The sequence below is a fragment of the Streptomyces sp. CNB091 genome (genome assembly GCF_000377965.1).
In genome coordinates this window covers 106759-124369 of record NZ_KB899008.1, presented here as the reverse complement: position 1 = coordinate 124369, position 17611 = coordinate 106759, and the positions used below count along the sequence as shown (strand labels likewise).

Sequence of the window (17611 nt, the reverse complement as noted above, 5' to 3'; positions counted from 1 at the left end):
GCGGAGCGACACGGGTAAGGGGCGCCCTTTCTCAAGGGCGCCCCTTACGCGTGTCCCTGCTCCCCGTCTGCTCAGGTCGCGCAGACCAGGTAGCGGAAGACGTTCGGCATCCACACCGTGCCGTCCTGCCGCCGGTGCGGATGCAGGGCCTCCGCGACCTCCTTCTCCACCTGGGAGCGGTCCGTGGCCCGTACAGCGGCGTCGAAGAGCCCGGTGGACAGCAGGCCGCGCACCGCGCTGTTCACGTCCGCGTAGCCGAACGGGCAGGACACCCGCCCCGAACCGTCCGGCTTCAGCCCGGCCCGCGCCGCCACGTCCTCCAGATCGTCCCGGAGCGTGGGCCGCCACCTGCCAGGACCGGTACGCGGCGGTCGCGCCGACTCAGCGAGCCGCGCGGCCACCCGCAGCACCGCGGCCGTGGCGCAGCGCTCGGGCGGCCCCCATCCGGTCAGCACCACCGAGGCGCCCCTGACCGCCAGCGGCACGGCCGACCGCAGCGCCGGCACCAGCCCCTCGGAGTCCCCGGCCGCACAGCCGATCGGCTCGAAGACCGTGATCAGGTCGTACGGGGCGCCGTCCGCGCCGACGGGCGTGGGCAGCCCGCCCTCCAGCAGCCGGGCCCGACGGCGGACCGGATGCGGCGCGTGCGCGGGCGCGTCGTCCCAGCCCGCCTCGGGCAGCAGCCGTGCCCGGGCCAGGGCCAGGCGCTCCCGGTCGGAGTCCACACCCGTGACGTGCGCCCCCCGGGCCGCCGCGACGAGCATCGCGAGGCCCGAGCCGCAGCCGAGGGACAGCATCCGGGTGGCGGCCCCGACCTCCATCCGGTCGTACACCGCCTCGTACAGTGGCGCGAGCATGCGTTCCTGGATCTCGGCCCAGTCGCGTGCGCGGGTACCGGCGTCCGCCGGCGCGGATCCATCCGCGGCCGGGTGGTTCCGGACGAGCGTTGGTGTCATGGAAAGTGCCCCAATCCGCCAAGAGGTCGGTCGTGCCCGAGTGGACGTCCCCCGTGTGCGTGTGTTCCGCACCCCCGTAGCCAGAGAACTGCGCATCCGTAGTTCCGTCCAGGGGGGTGTGGAGCAGTGCTTGCGTGCCCCGTTCGTGCGCCCCGTGCCACATCTGCTCTCCGACCAGTCTTACCCGACACCCCGCGCCGAGCACGTCGAGCGCGGCGGCGGGTAGTCTCTCGGGCGGATTCGTCAGGAGCGCGGGCCGCTCGGCCCTGTCGTCGGACTCCCGTACGCCCCGGGGCGTACGGCACGCTGTGCACCACCTTGATGTGAGCTGTGCGTCTTCTCCGCAGTTCTGCGCACCCGCCCTCGTCCGGACGCATCAAGGGCAACTGACTGGTACGTGCAAATTATTTGGGATGCCCCGGAATAGGAACACCGGGGCCCTCGGGCTCGTTGTCACGACGTGAGCACGACACCACCTGTACTTGCCGCAGAGCTGGCACAGGCGTGGGCCGACATTCAGCGGTACCACCCCGAGCTGCCCGATCTTGCCGCGCCCGAGTCCCTGATCGGAGAGTCCTCGTCCGCCTGTGGCGCCGAGCTCTCCTTCGAGCGACTGCTCCATGAGGCAGTCCACGGCATCGCCGCCGCGAGAGGAGTCCGAGACACCTCCCGCGCCGGCCGCTATCACAACCGACGCTTCCTCGCGATCGCCGAGGAGCTGGGCCTCGATCATGCCGAGGAACCTCATCCCAGCAGCGGATTCTCGCTGGTCACGCTGAATTCGGAAGCCAAGCGCCGGTACCGTCCGACCGCCGAACGGCTGCAGCGCGCCCTCAAGGCGCACACCGTCGCCACCGCCGCCGACACCAAGCGCTCCTTCCGCGGGCCTGCCGCCCGGCACGGTTCCTCCGGGGGCGGTGTGCGGGTCAAGGCCGTCTGCGACTGCGGACGCAACGTCCGCGTCGTCCCGTCGGTCCTGGCGCAGGCGCCGATCGTCTGCGGCGGCTGCGGCAAGCCGTTCCGGATCCCGGAAGCGGTCGCGGTGGGGTGAGGCGATGGCGTGTGGCACAATGGCTAGCTGTACTCGACAGTCGCACAGGACCCCTCTCTCCTCCGGCTGACGCGTCCATCGGGCACTCCGAGTACCGCAACCCCACGTGGCATCTAGTTGTGCCCAACCACGTCATAGACCAGGAGACACCACTTCCGTGGCAGTCAAGATCAAGCTGAAGCGTCTGGGCAAGATCCGTTCGCCTCACTACCGCATCGTCGTCGCCGACTCCCGTACCCGCCGTGATGGCCGGGCCATCGAGGAGATCGGCCTGTACCACCCGGTGCAGAACCCCTCGCGCATCGAGGTCAACGCAGAGCGCGCGCAGTACTGGCTGTCCGTCGGCGCCCAGCCGACCGAGCCGGTCCTCGCGATCCTGAAGCTCACCGGTGACTGGCAGGCCCACAAGGGCCTCCCGGCCCCCGCGCCGCTGCTGCAGCCGGAGCCCAAGGCTGACAAGCGCGCGCTGTTCGAGGCGCTGACCTCGGACGGCGACGAGGCCAAGGGTGAGGCCATCACCCCCAAGGCCAAGAAGTCCGACAAGAAGGCGGACGAGGCGGCTGAGGCCCCCGCGTCCACCGAGTCGACCGAGGCCTGAGCATGCTCGAGGAGGCTCTCGAGCACCTCGTGAAGGGCATCGTCGACAACCCCGACGACGTACAGGTTGCCGAGCGCACCCTGCGTCGCGGGCGCGTGCTGGAGGTCCGGGTCCACCCCGACGACCTCGGCAAGGTGATCGGCCGTAACGGCCGCACCGCTCGCGCCCTGCGCACGGTCGTGGGTGCCATCGGCGGCCGTGGGATCCGCGTCGACCTCGTCGATGTGGACCAGGTTCGCTGATAAGCGAGTTGAACACCGGCCAGGGCCGGGGAGGGCCTTCGGGCCGTCCCCGGCCTTTGTCGTCGGCCACCCGGACGTCTCCGACAGGTCGTCGACGTTCCGTCCCCACCCCACCAATCGGAGAACAGCGTGCAGTTGGTAGTCGCGCGGATCGGCCGCGCCCACGGCATCAAGGGCGAGGTCACCGTCGAGGTACGAACGGACGAGCCGGAGCTGCGGCTCGGACCCGGCGCCGTCCTGGCCACCGAACCGGCGGCGACCGGTCCGCTGACGATCGAGACGGGCCGGGTCCACAGCGGCAGGCTCCTGCTGCGCTTCGAGGGTGTGCGCGACCGCACCGGCGCCGAGGCGCTGCGCAACACCCTGCTGATCGCCGAGGTGGACCCGGAGGAGCTCCCCGAGGACGATGACGAGTTCTACGATCACCAGCTGATCGACCTCGACGTGGTGCTCGCCGACGGCACCGGGATCGGCCGGATCACCGAGATCTCCCACCTGCCCTCGCAGGACCTGTTCATCGTGGAGCGCCCCGACGGCAGCGAGGTGATGATCCCCTTCGTGGAGGAGATCGTCGCCGAGATCGACCTGGAGGAGCAGCGCGCGGTCATCACCCCGCCGCCCGGCCTGATCGACGAGAGCGAGGCCCAGGTCGCCTCCTCGCGCGAAGAAGAGGAAGAGGCAGCCGGGGACGCGGACGAGGCGCCGAAGGGCGACGCCTGATGCGGCTCGACGTCGTCACGATCTTCCCGGAGTACCTGGAACCGCTGAACGTCTCCCTCGTCGGCAAGGCCCGCACCCGCGGCGTGCTGGACGTCCACGTCCACGACCTGCGGGAGTGGACGTACGACCGGCACAACACGGTCGACGACACCCCCTACGGCGGCGGCCCCGGCATGGTCATGAAGACCGAGCCCTGGGGCGAGGCGCTCGACGAGGCCCTGGCCGACGGCTACGAGGCCGGGGCGCACTCCCCGGTGCTCGTCGTGCCCACGCCCAGCGGCCGGCCGTTCACCCAGGAACTGGCCGTCGCACTCTCCGCCGAGCCCTGGCTCGTCTTCACCCCGGCCCGGTACGAGGGCATCGACCGCCGGGTGATCGACGAGTACGCCACCCGGCTGCGGGTCGTCGAGGTCTCCATCGGGGACTATGTGCTGGCCGGCGGGGAAGCGGCCGTCCTGGTGATCACGGAGGCCGTGGCCCGGCTGCTGCCGGGCGTCCTCGGCAACGCCGAGTCCCACCGGGACGACTCCTTCGCCCCCGGCGCGATGGCCGACCTCCTGGAGGGCCCGGTCTTCACCAAGCCGCCCGAGTGGCGCGGCCGCTCCATCCCGGACGTCCTGCTCAGCGGCCACCACGGCAAGATCGCACGCTGGCGGCGGGACCAGGCCTTCGCCCGCACGGCACTCAACCGGCCCGACCTGATCGAGCGGTGCGAGGCGAGCGCCTTCGACAAGAAGGACCGCGAGATCCTCTCCATCCTCGGCTTCGCACCGGAGCCCGGCGGCCGATTTTGGCGCAGGCCCACCGCCGTGGAAGAATAGGCCGCTGCTGTACGTCCGGTGTGCGCCCCTGCCACAGGGGGAAAGACGCCCGCCCGACGCGATCAGCACTCCGAACTCTTCCACGACATTCCGTCGATGACCTGTGGCATCGGCGAAGAAAGCAGCAACCATGACTTCCCTGCTCGATGGCGTCAACGCCGCCACCCTCCGTTCGGACCTCCCGGCGTTCCGCCCCGGCGACACCGTCAACGTCCACGTGCGCGTGATCGAGGGCAACCGCTCCCGTATCCAGCAGTTCAAGGGCATCGTCATCCGCCGCCAGGGTTCGGGCGTCAGCGAGACCTTCACGGTCCGCAAGGTCTCCTTCAGCGTCGGTGTCGAGCGCACCTTCCCGGTGCACAGCCCGATCTTCGAGAAGATCGAGCTCGTCACCCGCGGTGACGTCCGTCGCGCCAAGCTGTACTTCCTCCGTGAGCTGCGCGGCAAGGCCGCGAAGATCAAGGAGAAGCGCGACCGCTGAGCCGCCGCCGGGTCATCCCCCGGGGGTGACCCGTCCACAGCATGGCCGGATAAGCTTCGGCCGCGATGGACACGCAAGCACAGCACTCGGAGCGCGACCGCTCCTCGGAACCCGACACGGGGTCCGGGGAGAGGTCGCGCTTTTCGCGCATACGGGACCGTGTCGTCTCCGTCCTGTCCTGGCGGCGGGTGCTCACCGGGGTGGTCCTGGCCACCGTCGCCCTGCTGCTGTTCAGCTCCTACGTGGTTCAGCCCTTCCTGATCCCCAGCCGCTCGATGGAGTCCACGCTGAAGGTCGGTGACCGGGTTCTCGTCAACAAGCTGGCCTACCGCTTCGGCGCCGAGCCCGAGCGCGGCGACGTGGTGGTCTTCGACGGCACCGGCTCGTTCGTACGGGAGGACCTCGACGCGAACCCGCTGACCGGGCTGGTGCGCGGGGCGGCCTCCTCCCTGGGGCTCACGGAGCCCGCCGACACCGACTTCGTGAAGCGTGTGGTGGGCGTGGGCGGTGACCGCGTCGTCTGCTGCGACGCGCGGGGAAGGCTCGCGGTCAACGACGTGACGGTGGACGAGCCGTACCTGCACTCAGGTGACACCGCCTCCCGGGTGCCCTTCGACATCGTGGTCCCCACCGGCACCCTGTGGATGATGGGGGACCACCGCAGCCGCTCCAGCGACTCCCGGGACCATCTCGGATCGCCCGGCGGCGGGATGGTCCCCGTCGAGCGGGTGACCGGCCGGGTGGACTGGCTGGGCTGGCCGCCTGCCCGGACGGGTTCGCTGGAGGGGACCGGTGCCTTCGGCGGTGTACGGACGCCCGGCGCGGCGCATGGGTAACCGCGGGCGTCCGCGCGGTGGGCCCGGTCCCCACGCGGCCCTGCCGACCGGAACCCGGCCCACCGGGCCGCGCTCCCTGCCCACCCGGGCGGAACGCCGTCGGCTGGCCAAGAAGGTCCGGCGCAAGCGGCGTGGGTCCGCGGTGCGGGAGATCCCCGTCCTCGTCGTCGTGGCGCTCCTGATCGCGCTCGTCCTGAAGACGTTCCTGGTGCAGGCGTTCGTCATCCCGTCCGGGTCGATGGAACAGACCATCCGGATCGGCGACCGGGTGCTCGTGGACAAGCTGACCCCGTGGTTCGGATCGAAGCCGCAGCGCGGCGACGTCGTGGTGTTCAAGGACCCCGGCGGCTGGCTCCGGCAGGAGAACCCCGCGGAGAAGAAGGACCCGCCGATCGGCGTCAAGCAGGTCACCGAGCTGCTGACCTTCATCGGGCTGCTGCCGTCCGACGACGAGCAGGACCTGATCAAGCGGGTCGTCGCGGTCGGCGGCGACACCGTGAAGTGCTGTGGCGAGGACGGCCGGGTCACGGTCAACGGCGTACCGCTGGCCGAGACGTACCTCCACCCCGACGACCGGCCCTCGGCCATCTCGTTCGAGGTGAAGGTTCCCCAGGGCCGGCTGTTCATGATGGGGGACCACCGGTCCGACTCGGCCGACTCCCGCTTCCACCTCGACGAACCCGACCGGGGCACGGTCTCCGAGGAAGAGGTCGTGGGGCGGGCCGTCGTGATCGCCTGGCCGTTCGGCCACTGGAGCACCCTGGAACAGCGCGACGCCTTCGGTGCGGTCCCGGACGCGCAGGCATCGGAGGCGGCGGCTCCGGCCCCGTCGAATAGTGTGGCACCTCCGGATCCCTATGGAATGGTCCGGCTCCCGACCCCTGCGGAACTCCCGCTCGTTATGGGAGTGGTGGGCCTGCACCGGATCGGGCGCGGGCAGTGGCACGTATTGAGGAGTGGATGTGGGGGATTTGGCGGTCGGCGCACGATCCGGACACGACGAACCCGAGGACCGGCCGGAGCGCGACGAGTCTCCCGCGGGCGGGGCGGCGGTCCCGCCGGAGGGTGAGGGCGACCCCCCGGGCGGCGACGGCGACAGGCCGGCCAGGAGGCAGCGTTCCTTCTGGCTGGAGCTTCCGCTGCTCGTCGGTATCGCCCTGGTTCTGGCGCTGCTGATCAAGACGTTCCTGGTCCAGGCGTTCTCGATCCCCTCGGACTCCATGCAGAACACTCTGCAGCGGGGCGACCGAGTGCTGGTCGACAAGCTGACCCCGTGGTTCGGCTCGGAGCCGGAGCGCGGGGAGGTCGTGGTCTTCCACGACCCGGGCGGCTGGCTGGAGGACACCGTGACCCCGGAGCCCAACGCGGTGCAGAAGTTCCTGAGCTTCATCGGTCTGATGCCCTCCTCCGAGGAGAAGGACCTGATCAAGCGGGTCGTCGCGGTCGGCGGCGACACCGTGGAGTGCAAGGAGAACGGGCCGGTCACGGTCAACGGGAAGAGCCTGGACGAGAAGTCGTTCATCTTCCCGGGGAACACCGCGTGCAACGACAAGCCCTTCGGCCCGATCAAGGTGCCGGACGGCCGGATCTTCGTCATGGGCGACCACCGGCAGAACTCCCTGGACTCGCGCTACCACCAGGAGCTTCCGGGACAGGGCACGGTCTCCACGGACGAGGTCGTCGGCCGCGCCGTCGTCATCGCCTGGCCGCTGGGCCGCTGGTCGACCCTCCCGGTCCCGGACACCTTCGACCAGCCCGGCCTGAACGCGGCCGCCGCGATGGCGCCGGCGGCACTGGGTGCAGCCGGAGCGGTGCCCCTCGTGCTGTGGCGCCGCCGGAGGCTGACCGCCGGGCGTACCGCCGGGTAGGGTGCCGACTCGGATCAGCGATTGTCGATCTCCGACGGGGGAGCGCTGGGATGAGCGGTACAGAACGCGAGGAAGACGGCCGCGGCCGGCTCGGCGCCATGGTGTCGGGCTTGGCCGTGGCCGTCGGCTGTGTGCTCTTCCTCGGCGGTTTCGTCTGGGCGGCGGTGGTCTACCAGCCGTACACGGTCCCGACCGACTCGATGTCCCCCACGGTGAAACCCGGTGACCGGGTGCTCGCCGAGCGGATAGACGGCGCCGAGGTCCGGCGCGGAGACGTGGTGGTCTTCACCGACGAGCTCTGGGGCGCCACACCGATGATGAAGCGTGTCGTCGGGACCGGCGGTGACAAGGTGGCCTGCTGCGACCGGGACGGGCGGCTCACCGTCAACGGAAACCCCGTCGACGAGCCCTACCTCGACCGGGGTCCGGCGGCCCCGGGCACGAAGGCGCCGGCCTCGCCCCAGGACTTCTCCGCCACCGTGCCGCAGGGCCAGATCTTTCTGCTCGGCGACGAACGGGCCACCTCCCTGGACTCCCGGGTCCACCTCCAGGACGGCGGCGAGGGCTCCGTGCCGCTGAGCGCGGTGCGGGCCCGGGTGGACGCGGTGGCCTGGCCGATGGACGGCATGATCGACCGGCCCTCCTCGTTCGCCGCGCTGCCCGGCGGGGTGTCCGCCGCCGGGCCGCTGCGGTTCCAGCTGGGCGCGATCGTGGTGGGAGTCGTACTGATCCTCGTCGGCGCGGTGTACGGGCCCGTGGCGGCGCGCCTCGCCCGCCGGAGGACGCCCGCCGGAGCGGCCCGATGACCTCAGGGGCCCGCAGGGTCGCCCGGGTGGTCCTCCTGGACCCCGACGACCGCGTCCTGCTGCTGCACGGCCATGAGCCGGACGACCCGGGCGACACCTGGTGGTTCACCCCGGGCGGGGGCCTGGAGGGCGACGAGACCCGGGAGGCGGCGGCCCGCCGCGAGCTGGAGGAGGAGACCGGGATCACGGACATCGAACTGGGCCCGCTGCTCTGGACCCGGATCTGTTCCTTCCCGTTCGACGGGCGGCGCTGGGACCAGGACGAGTGGTACTACCTGGCCCGTACGACGCGGACCGCGACGGCCCCGCAGGGCCTCACCGACCTGGAACTGCGCAGCGTCGCCGGTCTGAGGTGGTGGACTTCCGCCGAACTGCTCGCGACGCGTGAGACGGTGTACCCGACCAGACTCGCCGAGCTGCTGTGCACGCTCCTCGACGAGGGCCCCCCGTGCGATCCGCTGGTTCTGGCCCCCGAAATCGTCTAATCGTCCAGGGGCGTCGGAGGCTGACGCACAATGGGGGCACGCACGGCTGAAGGGGAAACATGCCATGAGCGCCGAGGACCTCGAGAAGTACGAGACCGAGATGGAGCTGAAGCTCTACCGGGAGTACCGCGATGTCGTCGGTCTGTTCAAATATGTGATCGAGACCGAACGGCGCTTCTACCTCACCAACGACTACGAGATGCAGGTGCACTCCGTCCAGGGTGAGGTTTTCTTCGAGGTGTCCATGGCGGACGCCTGGGTCTGGGACATGTACCGGCCCGCGAGGTTCGTCAAGCAGGTCCGCGTGCTGACCTTCAAGGACGTCAACATCGAAGAGCTCAACAAGAGCGATCTGGAACTTCCGGGAGGCTGACCCCGCGCTGCCCGGTGCCGGGCCCCCGATACGCGCGTCGCGGATACGACCCGGTCACCCTTGCGGGTGGCCGGGTTTTCCACATCCGCGGAGTTGTCCACCAAGATCCACATCTTGGGGCGGGCCGGGGCACAGTCGGTGCCGGAGGTGGTGCCGATATGAACGCACGGGGGGCACTCGGGCGGTACGGCGAGGACCTGGCGGCGCGGCTGCTGGCCGAAGCCGGAATGGCGGTGGTCGAGCGCAACTGGCGCTGTCGCGCCGGAGAGATCGACATCGTGGCCAGGGACGGCGACGCGCTGGTCTTCTGCGAGGTGAAGACACGCAGGTCACAAGGGTTCGAACACCCCATGGCGGCGGTCGGTCCGGTCAAGGCGGACCGGCTGCGACGGCTCGCCGAGATCTGGCTCGACCGGCACGGCGGGCCACCGCCCGGCGGGGTCCGCATCGATCTGATCGGGGTGACCGTGCCCCGGCGCGGAGCCCCGGTCGCGGAGCACGCCCGGGGGGTGTCCTGATGGGCTTCGCACGAGCGTGTTCCGTGGCACTGGTCGGCGTCGAGGGCGTGGTGGTGGAGGTCCAGGCGGACCTGGAGCCGGGCGTGGCGGCCTTCACCCTGGTCGGACTGCCGGACAAGAGCCTGGTCGAGAGCCGGGACCGGGTGCGGGCCGCCGTGGTCAACTCCGGTGCCGAGTGGCCGCAGAAGAAGCTCACGGTCGGCCTCTCCCCGGCCTCCGTGCCGAAGAGCGGTTCGGGTTTCGACCTCGCCGTCGCGTGTGCGGTCCTCGGCGCGGCGGAGCGGATCGACCCCGCCGCGATCGCCGATGTGGTGATGATCGGCGAGCTGGGTCTGGACGGCCGGGTCCGTCCGGTGCGGGGCGTGTTACCCGCCGTCCTCGCGGCGGCCGAGGCGGGGTACGAGCAGGTCGTCGTCCCCGAGCAGACGGCCGGGGAGGCGGCCCTGGTGCCGGGGGTCTCGGTCCTCGGCGTCCGGAGCCTGCGCCAGCTCATCGCCGTCCTGTGCGACGAACCGGTGCCCGAGGAGCCGGTCGACGGCCAGGGACGCCCCGACGCCATGCTGGCCGGGCTCCTGATCCCGGGCACGGGCCTCGGTACGGGGCTCGTGCCGGCCGCCGGGCGGGGCGACGGGCACCGGCCCGACCTGGCGGACGTCGCGGGGCAGCCGCGCCCGCGCCAGGCCCTGGAGGTGGCCGCAGCCGGGGGACACCATCTGCTGTTCTCGGGCCCGCCAGGCGCCGGCAAGACCATGCTGGCCGAGCGGCTGTCGTCGGTCCTGCCGCCGTTGACCCGGCAGGAATCCCTCGAAGTGACGGCGGTCCACTCCGTGGCGGGCATCCTCCCCCCGGGTGAACCGCTCGTCTCCCGGGCGCCCTACTGCGCCCCGCACCACTCGGCGACCATGCAGTCCCTGGTCGGCGGGGGCAACGGGATGCCGAGGCCCGGGGCGGTGTCCCTGGCCCACCGCGGGGTGCTCTTTCTGGACGAGGCCCCCGAGTTCTCGGGCAAGGTCCTCGACGCGCTGCGGCAGCCGCTGGAGTCGGGGCATGTGGTGGTCGCGCGATCCGCGGGGGTGGTGCGGCTGCCGGCCCGTTTCCTGATGGTGCTGGCCGCCAATCCGTGCCCCTGCGGCCGGCACTCGCTCACCGGCGCGGGCTGCGAGTGCCCGCCCTCGGTCGTCCGCCGCTATCAGGCGCGGCTGTCCGGGCCCCTCCTGGACCGGGTGGACCTGCGGGTCGAGGTGGAGCCGGTCGACCGCGCGGACCTCCTGGGGCAGGGCGGCCGGGGCGAGTCGACGGCCGTCGTCGCCGCACGGGTGCGGGACGCGAGGGCGCGGGCGGCCGAGCGGCTGGCCGGCACCCCGTGGACCACGAACAGCGAGGTGCCGGGCCACGAGCTGCGGACCCGGCTGCTCGCCGCCCCGGGAGCGCTGGCGGCCGCGGAGCGGGATCTGGAGCGCGGGACCCTTACGGCCCGGGGACTGGACCGGGTGCTGAGGGTGGCGTGGACCGTGGCGGACCTGCGGGGAGCCGCCCGCCCGGACGCCTCCGACGTGGCGGTCGCCCTGGAACTGCGTACGGGCATCCAGCGCGGGGTGCCGATGGGGGTGGGGGAGCGATGACCGGGCTGACGGGGGAGGGGCTACCGGGTCCGGGGTGCCCGCCGGGGCCTGGCCGGGAGCCGGTCCGGGACGGCGGCCCGGGCGAGAGCCGAGGGCGCGGGCCGGACCGGCAGTGCGGGGCGGGGGCGGTCCGGGAGGGTGGCGTGGAGTCGGATCAGGAGTACGGGGCGGAGCCTGGCCGGGAGTGCGCCGTGCGGTCCGGCGCCCGGGGGCTCGGGGCGGAGCCGGTCCGGGACGGTGACATGGACCATGGGGCGGAGCCGGACCGGGAGTGCGCCGCGCGGTCCGGTGGCCGGGGGCTCGGGCCGGAGCCGGTCCGGGACAGTGTCCGGGATCCCGTGCGGCACAGGGAGGCGGAGCGGCTGGCCAGGGCCGCGCTGACCCGGGTGCTGGAGCCGGGGGACGAGCGCGCGGGGCGCTGGCTCCGGCGGACCGGCCCCGTCGAGCTGATGCGCAGGCTCACCGTCGAGGACGGCTCCGCCGAGAGGCTGCCGGGGATGACGGCCGCACGGCTCGGGGGCTACCGGCTGCGGGCCGCCGGAGCGGAGCCGGGGCGGGACCTGGCCGCGGTCGCCGCGGTGGGCGGGCGCTTCGTCTGCCCGGGGGACCGGGAGTGGCCGAGCCAACTGGACGACCTGGGCGACGCGCGGCCCGTCGGGCTCTGGGTGCGGGGGCGGCCCGATCTGCGCCTGTGGTCCCTGCGCTCGGTCGCGGTGGTCGGCGCGCGGGCCTGCACCCCGTACGGGGCGCACATGGCGGCGGCCCTCGCCTCCGGGCTCGCCGAGCGGGGCTGGGTGGTGGTGTCGGGCGCGGCGTTCGGGGTGGACGGGGCCGCCCACCGCGGCGCGCTGGCCGCGGGCGGAGCGACGACGGCGGTGCTGGCCTGCGGGGTCGACGTCGCCTACCCGCGCGGGCACGCCGAGTTGCTCGGGCGGCTGGCACAACAGGGCCTCATCGTAGCCGAGTTGCCCCCGTCGTCCCACCCCACCCGCAGCCGATTCATCCTGCGCAACCGTGTCATCGCCGCGCTGACCAGGGGGACGGTCGTGGTGGAGGCCGAATACCGCAGCGGTTCGCTGGTCACCGCCCGCCAGGCGCAACGGCTCGGCCGCTTCGCGATGGGGGTCCCCGGCCCCGCCACCAGCGGACTGTCGGCAGGGGTCCACGAGCTGTTGCGCGGTGAGGGCCTGCTCGTCACCGACGCGGACGAAGTCGTCGAGCTGGTCGGGGACATCGGCGACCTCCCACCGGTCCGCCGGGGGTCGGTGCTGCCCAGGGACCACCTGGACGGGGTCACCGCGCGGGTCCTCGACGCACTCCCTTACCACGGCGTCGCCCACCCTCGTGACCTCGCCCGCACCGCGGGGACGTCCGCCGACGAAACGCTCGGTCGACTGTACGAACTGCACTCACTGGGGTTCGTCGAACGCGAAGGCGACGGCTGGCGATTGACGCTTCCGTCGGCACGCAACGACGACGCGCGGCGAGGCGGTACTTGACCTGGAGCATTCGGGTGAAAAGGTAAGGCCGATGACCTCGCACGATCGATCGGTGACCTGTTCAGGGCCCGTGCCCACGGCGGCGGCCCCGGCCTCCGGCGGGCGCGGACGGCGTGAGGGGCGCAACGCAACCAGGCGGCAGGGATCTCCCGTCCTGCGCGGACCGCGACGTCGCAGTCACGCTACGCTCACAAGGATTCCGCCCCAGACAAAAGTCCCCCAGCACTTCACGGCAGAACGGCTCAAGGCACCACATGCCCCAGCACACCTCCGGGTCTGACCGCGCGGCAGTACCACCGGTTGCGCGTGGCACTGTGCGCCCTCCCGCCCCCTCCTCCCTCGACGAGTTGTGGCGCTCGTACAAGACCACGGGCGACGAGCGACTGCGGGAGCAGCTGATCCTGCACTACTCGCCGCTCGTGAAGTACGTCGCGGGCCGGGTGAGCGTGGGGCTGCCGTCCAACGTCGAGCAGGCCGACTTCGTCTCCTCCGGGGTCTTCGGGCTGATCGACGCCATCGAGAAGTTCGACATCGAACGGGCCATCAAGTTCGAGACGTACGCGATCACCAGGATCCGCGGCGCGATGATCGACGAACTCCGGGCCCTGGACTGGATCCCGCGGTCCGTCCGCCAGAAGGCGCGGAACGTGGAGCGCGCGTACGCCACGCTGGAGGCGCAGTTCCGGCGTACGCCGTCGGAGGCCGAGGTCGCCTCGGAGATGGGCATCGCGCTGGAGGAACTGCACGCTGTTTTCAGCCAGTTGTCGCTGGCCAACGTGGTCGCTCTGGAGGAGCTGCTGCACGTCGGCGGCGAGGGCGGCGACCGGCTGAGCCTGATGGACACCCTGGAGGACACCGCCGCGGACAATCCGGTGGAGGTCGCCGAGGACCGTGAGCTGAGAAGACTGCTCGCGCGGGCCATCAACACTCTCCCCGACCGCGAGAAGACCGTGGTGACCCTCTACTACTACGAGGGGCTCACCCTCGCGGAGATCGGCAACGTCCTCGGGGTGACCGAGAGCAGGGTCAGCCAGATCCACACCAAGTCCGTGCTCCAGCTCCGGGCGAAGCTGGCCGACGCGGGCCGCTGACACCCCCCTTCCGGGCACTCTCCGGCCATCCGATCGGCGGCCGTGCCCTTCCCCCGCACCCCTGCCGCCGTAGAGTGGAGGCGTGCCCAGGATTCGAGCGGCCTCGGTGGCCGAGCACCGGACCATGCAGCGCGGCGCCCTCCTGGACGCCGCGCGCTCCCTGCTGTCCGAGGGCGGTACGGAGGCGCTGACCTTCCCCGCGCTCGCCGAGCGCACGGGCCTCGCGCGCTCCTCCGTGTACGAGTACTTCCGCTCCCGTGCCGCTGTCGTCGAGGAGCTGTGCGCCGTCGACTTCCCCGTCTGGGCGGCCGAGGTCGAGAACGCCATGCAGGGCGCCGAGACGCCCGAGGCGAAGATCGAGGCCTATGTGCGCCGGCAGCTCGACCTCGTCGGGGACCGTCGCCACCGTGCGGTCGTCGCGATCTCGGCGAGTGAGCTGGACGCGGGCGCCCGGGAGAAGATCCGGGCCGCGCACGGCGGACTGATCGCCATGATCGTCGAAGCGCTGGGCGACCTCGGCCACACACAGCCGAGACTGGCCGCCATGCTCATGCAGGGTTCGGTCGACGCCGCCGTGCGCCGTATCGAACTGGGTGTCGCGGAGGAGCCGGGCGTCATCGCGGACACCGTCGTCGCGATGGTCCTGCGCGGCGTGAGCGGCTGACCCGGACGGCGTCCGGCTCCGGCACCCCGAACACCGGCAGCAGCCGCGAGGGGCCCTTCCGCAGCAGTGAGGGCGGCAGCAGCGAGAGCGGGTCCAGATAGGCGTCCCCGCGCCGCAGCCCCCAGTGCAGACAGCCCTCGTCGCAGTGGAAGGGCCCTTCCTCCAGCACCCCGACCGGCTGCCCGGTCCGGACGCTCGCGCCCTCCTCGACCAGCGCCCGCACCGGCTCGTACGTCGTGCGCAGCGGCGGCGAACCGCTGCCGGCCACCTCGACGGTGACCACGCCCCGCCCCGCCACCCGGCCCGCGAACGACACCCGGCCGTCGGTGGCCGCCAGCACCCGGGCGCCCGGCCCCGCCGCGAGGTCCACGCCGCGATGGCCGGGCCCGTACGGACCGGCGGGCGGCTCCCACCCCCGTAACACCGCGGGCCTCCCCGCAACCGGCCAGCTCCGGGCGCCGCCGCCCGTGCCATCCCCCGTGCCGCCTGCCGTGCCGCGGTCCGTGCCATCCCCCGTGCCGCCTGCCGTGCCGGCGCCCGCACGGACGGACGCGTCGGTGTCCGTTCCCGGCGAGGACGCCAGGGCTCCGGCCGGGACGACGGACCCACCCGGGGCCCAGGGGCCGGCCGGAAGCGGCACGCACAGCGGGAGCACAAGGACCACCAGGAGCACCAGGAGCGGCAGGAGCGCGGTGCGGCGGGCGGGGGAGCGGCGGGCGGGGGAGCGGTGTGGGCCGGGCTGAAGGGGCATGACGCCACGATGGCCCGGAGGCGTGGATTCCGGGGATCAAGGACCGTTCCTGTGGACTACTCACCGGTTGTGGATATCGCGGCCACCCAGCCGTGGACGTCACCGTCGCCCGGTTGTGGACATCGCCGTCACCAGGCACCCGACCGGTCCCGTACACTTCTTACGGCGATCCGGGTCACCGGGTCGACTTCGCACGCCCCGCCACCTCCCCCTTCCCGGAGGTGGCCGCGCTCCTCGGTCCCTCGTGGCACGGCGCGTCGGGGCGTCAGGCGCGAGCGCAATCCTGCGGTCGCGATAACCGAGCACCTCAAGGAGTACGGCCATGGCCGTCGTCACGATGCGGGAGCTGCTGGAAAGCGGCGTCCACTTCGGTCACCAGACCCGTCGCTGGAACCCGAAGATGAAGCGCTTCATCTTCACCGAGCGCAACGGCATCTACATCATCGACCTGCTCCAGTCGCTGTCGTACATCGACCGCGCCTACGAGTTCGTCAAGGAGACCGTCGCCCACGGCGGCTCCATCATGTTCGTGGGTACGAAGAAGCAGGCCCAGGAGGCCATCGCCGAGCAGGCGACGCGCGTCGGCATGCCGTACGTCAACCAGCGTTGGCTCGGTGGCATGCTCACCAACTTCTCCACCGTCTACAAGCGCCTTCAGCGTCTGAAGGAGCTTGAGCTCATCGACTTCGAGGACGTGGCCGCCTCCGGCCTCACCAAGAAGGAGCTCCTGGTCCTCTCGCGCGAGAAGGCCAAGCTGGAGAAGACCCTCGGTGGTATCCGCGAGATGCAGAAGGTGCCCAGCGCCGTCTGGATCGTCGACACCAAGAAGGAGCACATCGCCGTCGGTGAGGCGCGCAAGCTCCACATCCCGGTCGTCGCGATCCTCGACACCAACTGCGACCCCGACGAGGTCGACTACAAGATCCCGGGCAACGACGACGCGATCCGCTCCGTCACCCTGCTCACCCGCGTGATCGCCGACGCCGTCGCCGAGGGCCTCATCGCCCGCTCCGGTGCCGCCACCGGTGACTCGAAGCCGGGCGAGAAGGCCGCCGGCGAGCCCCTCGCCGAGTGGGAGCGCGACCTGCTCGAGGGCGACAAGAAGGACGAGACCGCGGCTGCCGCCGAGGTCCAGTCCTCCGTCGAGACCGAGAAGGACGCCGAAGCCGACGCCGAGACGCCGGCCCAGGCCGTCGCCGAGGCCGAGGCCGCTGTCGAGGCTCCGGCCGCCGCCGAGGCCCCGGCCGCCGACGCGGACGCCGAGCAGGCCTGACACCCGTCACGGCTGCTGACGGCGGGGGCCGACGCCACAAGCGTCGCCCCCGCCGTTCACCCGTAGATCTTTCAGACTTCGAGAGAGACATACAGACTCATGGCGAACTACACCGCCGCTGACGTCAAGAAGCTCCGCGAGCTCACCGGCGCCGGCATGATGGACTGCAAGAAGGCGCTCGACGAGGCCGACGGCAACGTCGACAAGGCCGTCGAGGCGCTCCGTATCAAGGGTCAGAAGGGCGTCGCCAAGCGCGAGGGCCGCTCTGCCGAGAACGGTGCCGTCGTCTCCCTCATCTCCGAGGACCAGACGTCCGGCGTCCTTCTTGAGCTGAAGTGCGAGACGGACTTCGTCGCCAAGGGCGAGAAGTTCCAGGCCGTCGCCAACACCCTCGCCGCTCACGTCGCCGCGACCTCCCCGGCCGACATCGAGGCGCTCCTCGCCTCCGAGATCGAGGCCGGCAAGACCGTCCAGGCGTACGTCGACGAGGCCAACGCCAACCTCGGCGAGAAGATCGTCCTGGACCGCTTCGCGCAGTTCACCGGCGCCTACGTCGGTGTGTACATGCACCGCACCATGCCCGACCTGCCCCCGCAGATCGGTGTTCTGGTCGAGCTGGACAAGGCCGACGCCGAGCTGGCCAAGGGCATCGCGCAGCACATCGCCGCCTTCGCCCCGAAGTACCTGTCCCGCGAGGACGTCCCGGCCGAGGTCGTCGAGGCCGAGCGTCGCGTCGCCGAGGAGACCACGCGCGCCGAGGGCAAGCCCGAGGCCGCGCTCCCGAAGATCGTCGAGGGTCGGGTCAACGGCTTCTTCAAGGAGGCCACCCTCCTGGGCCAGCCGTACGCGCTGGACGCCAAGAAGTCGGTCCAGAAGGTCCTGGACGAGGCCGGTGTCACCCTGAAGCGCTTCTCGCGCATCAAGGTCGGCATCTGAGTCCGTCCGGGCGAACAGCA

The 17611-nt window shown here is 71.7% G+C and carries 21 protein-coding genes; 19 read left to right on the top strand and 2 right to left on the bottom strand.

Annotation, left to right across the window (positions count from 1 at the left end; translation table 11 throughout):
* Positions 1–71: 71 nt before the first annotated feature.
* Entirely contained in the window at positions 72–956 is an 885-nt protein-coding gene (locus tag D581_RS0129470) for a class I SAM-dependent methyltransferase (RefSeq protein WP_018960737.1), read from the bottom strand.
* A 460-nt stretch (positions 957–1416) separates the two neighbouring features.
* Between D581_RS0129470 and D581_RS0129465 the strand changes: the two genes are divergently transcribed.
* The 17 genes from D581_RS0129465 (at position 1417) to D581_RS0129385 (ending at position 14631) form a co-directional block, all read left to right on the top strand.
* Positions 1417–2007, top strand: a complete 591-nt coding sequence (locus D581_RS0129465; RefSeq protein ID WP_018960736.1) for a hypothetical protein — start codon at positions 1417–1419, stop codon at positions 2005–2007.
* A gap of 157 nt (positions 2008–2164) precedes the next feature.
* Positions 2165–2605 (top strand): 30S ribosomal protein S16, encoded by a 441-nt coding sequence (gene rpsP, locus D581_RS0129460; protein ID WP_018960735.1) that lies wholly within the window; start codon positions 2165–2167, stop codon positions 2603–2605.
* 2 nt (positions 2606–2607) lie between these two features.
* Positions 2608–2847: an RNA-binding protein gene (locus D581_RS0129455; RefSeq protein WP_003965959.1), complete on the top strand. Its 240-nt coding sequence runs from the start codon at positions 2608–2610 to the stop codon at positions 2845–2847.
* 129 nt (positions 2848–2976) lie between these two features.
* Entirely contained in the window at positions 2977–3567 is a 591-nt protein-coding gene (gene rimM / locus D581_RS0129450; protein ID WP_018960734.1) for a ribosome maturation factor RimM, read from the top strand.
* A complete protein-coding gene (gene trmD, locus D581_RS0129445) occupies positions 3567–4388 on the top strand; it encodes a tRNA (guanosine(37)-N1)-methyltransferase TrmD (protein WP_018960733.1) in 822 nt (273 codons plus the stop codon). The genes rimM and trmD overlap by 1 nt, the downstream gene beginning before the upstream one ends.
* A 130-nt stretch (positions 4389–4518) precedes the next feature.
* On the top strand, positions 4519–4869 hold the full coding sequence (gene rplS / locus D581_RS0129440) for a 50S ribosomal protein L19 (protein ID WP_018960732.1): 351 nt from the start codon (positions 4519–4521) through the stop codon (positions 4867–4869).
* A gap of 65 nt (positions 4870–4934) precedes the next feature.
* Entirely contained in the window at positions 4935–5705 is a 771-nt protein-coding gene (lepB, locus tag D581_RS0129435) for a signal peptidase I (protein WP_018960731.1), read from the top strand.
* Positions 5698–6774 (top strand): signal peptidase I, encoded by a 1077-nt coding sequence (gene lepB, locus D581_RS0129430; protein ID WP_026291022.1) that lies wholly within the window; start codon positions 5698–5700, stop codon positions 6772–6774. The genes lepB (D581_RS0129435) and lepB (D581_RS0129430) overlap by 8 nt, the downstream gene beginning before the upstream one ends.
* Complete coding sequence (lepB, locus tag D581_RS01000000137860) at positions 6677–7573, top strand: signal peptidase I (protein WP_018960729.1); 897 nt, start codon at positions 6677–6679, stop codon at positions 7571–7573. The genes lepB (D581_RS0129430) and lepB (D581_RS01000000137860) overlap by 98 nt, the downstream gene beginning before the upstream one ends.
* Before the next feature lie 50 nt (positions 7574–7623).
* A complete protein-coding gene (lepB, locus tag D581_RS0129420) occupies positions 7624–8379 on the top strand; it encodes a signal peptidase I (RefSeq protein WP_018960728.1) in 756 nt (251 codons plus the stop codon).
* Positions 8376–8864 carry an NUDIX hydrolase gene (locus tag D581_RS0129415; RefSeq protein ID WP_018960727.1) on the top strand — a complete coding sequence of 163 codons (489 nt, stop codon included), beginning with the start codon at positions 8376–8378 and terminating at the stop codon, positions 8862–8864. The genes lepB (D581_RS0129420) and D581_RS0129415 overlap by 4 nt, the downstream gene beginning before the upstream one ends.
* A gap of 64 nt (positions 8865–8928) precedes the next feature.
* Complete coding sequence (locus D581_RS0129410) at positions 8929–9237, top strand: DUF2469 domain-containing protein (protein WP_003965949.1); 309 nt, start codon at positions 8929–8931, stop codon at positions 9235–9237.
* 158 nt (positions 9238–9395) lie between these two features.
* Entirely contained in the window at positions 9396–9755 is a 360-nt protein-coding gene (locus D581_RS0129405; RefSeq protein WP_018960726.1) for a YraN family protein, read from the top strand.
* Positions 9755–11377 (top strand): YifB family Mg chelatase-like AAA ATPase, encoded by a 1623-nt coding sequence (locus D581_RS0129400; protein ID WP_026291020.1) that lies wholly within the window; start codon positions 9755–9757, stop codon positions 11375–11377. Before D581_RS0129405 ends, D581_RS0129400 begins: the two co-directional genes overlap by 1 nt.
* 386 nt (positions 11378–11763) lie before the next feature.
* Positions 11764–12876, top strand: a complete 1113-nt coding sequence (gene dprA / locus D581_RS0129395) for a DNA-processing protein DprA (RefSeq protein WP_026291019.1) — start codon at positions 11764–11766, stop codon at positions 12874–12876.
* 254 nt (positions 12877–13130) lie between these two features.
* Positions 13131–13967, top strand: a complete 837-nt coding sequence (whiG, locus tag D581_RS0129390) for an RNA polymerase sigma factor WhiG (protein ID WP_003965944.1) — start codon at positions 13131–13133, stop codon at positions 13965–13967.
* A gap of 106 nt (positions 13968–14073) precedes the next feature.
* Positions 14074–14631: a TetR/AcrR family transcriptional regulator gene (locus D581_RS0129385; protein WP_018960723.1), complete on the top strand. Its 558-nt coding sequence runs from the start codon at positions 14074–14076 to the stop codon at positions 14629–14631.
* Here the strand turns inward: D581_RS0129385 and D581_RS0129380 are convergent.
* Complete coding sequence (locus D581_RS0129380) at positions 14582–15382, bottom strand: M23 family metallopeptidase (RefSeq protein WP_018960722.1); 801 nt, start codon at positions 15380–15382, stop codon at positions 14582–14584. The genes D581_RS0129385 and D581_RS0129380 overlap by 50 nt on opposite strands.
* Before the next feature lie 322 nt (positions 15383–15704).
* On the opposite strand from D581_RS0129380, the gene rpsB reads away from it, so the two are divergent.
* Together rpsB and tsf are read left to right on the top strand one after the other, a co-directional pair.
* Complete coding sequence (gene rpsB / locus D581_RS0129375) at positions 15705–16655, top strand: 30S ribosomal protein S2 (RefSeq protein WP_018960721.1); 951 nt, start codon at positions 15705–15707, stop codon at positions 16653–16655.
* Positions 16656–16754: 99 nt separating this feature from the next.
* Positions 16755–17591, top strand: a complete 837-nt coding sequence (gene tsf / locus D581_RS0129370) for a translation elongation factor Ts (protein WP_018960720.1) — start codon at positions 16755–16757, stop codon at positions 17589–17591.
* The last annotated feature ends 20 nt before the right edge of the window (positions 17592–17611 follow it).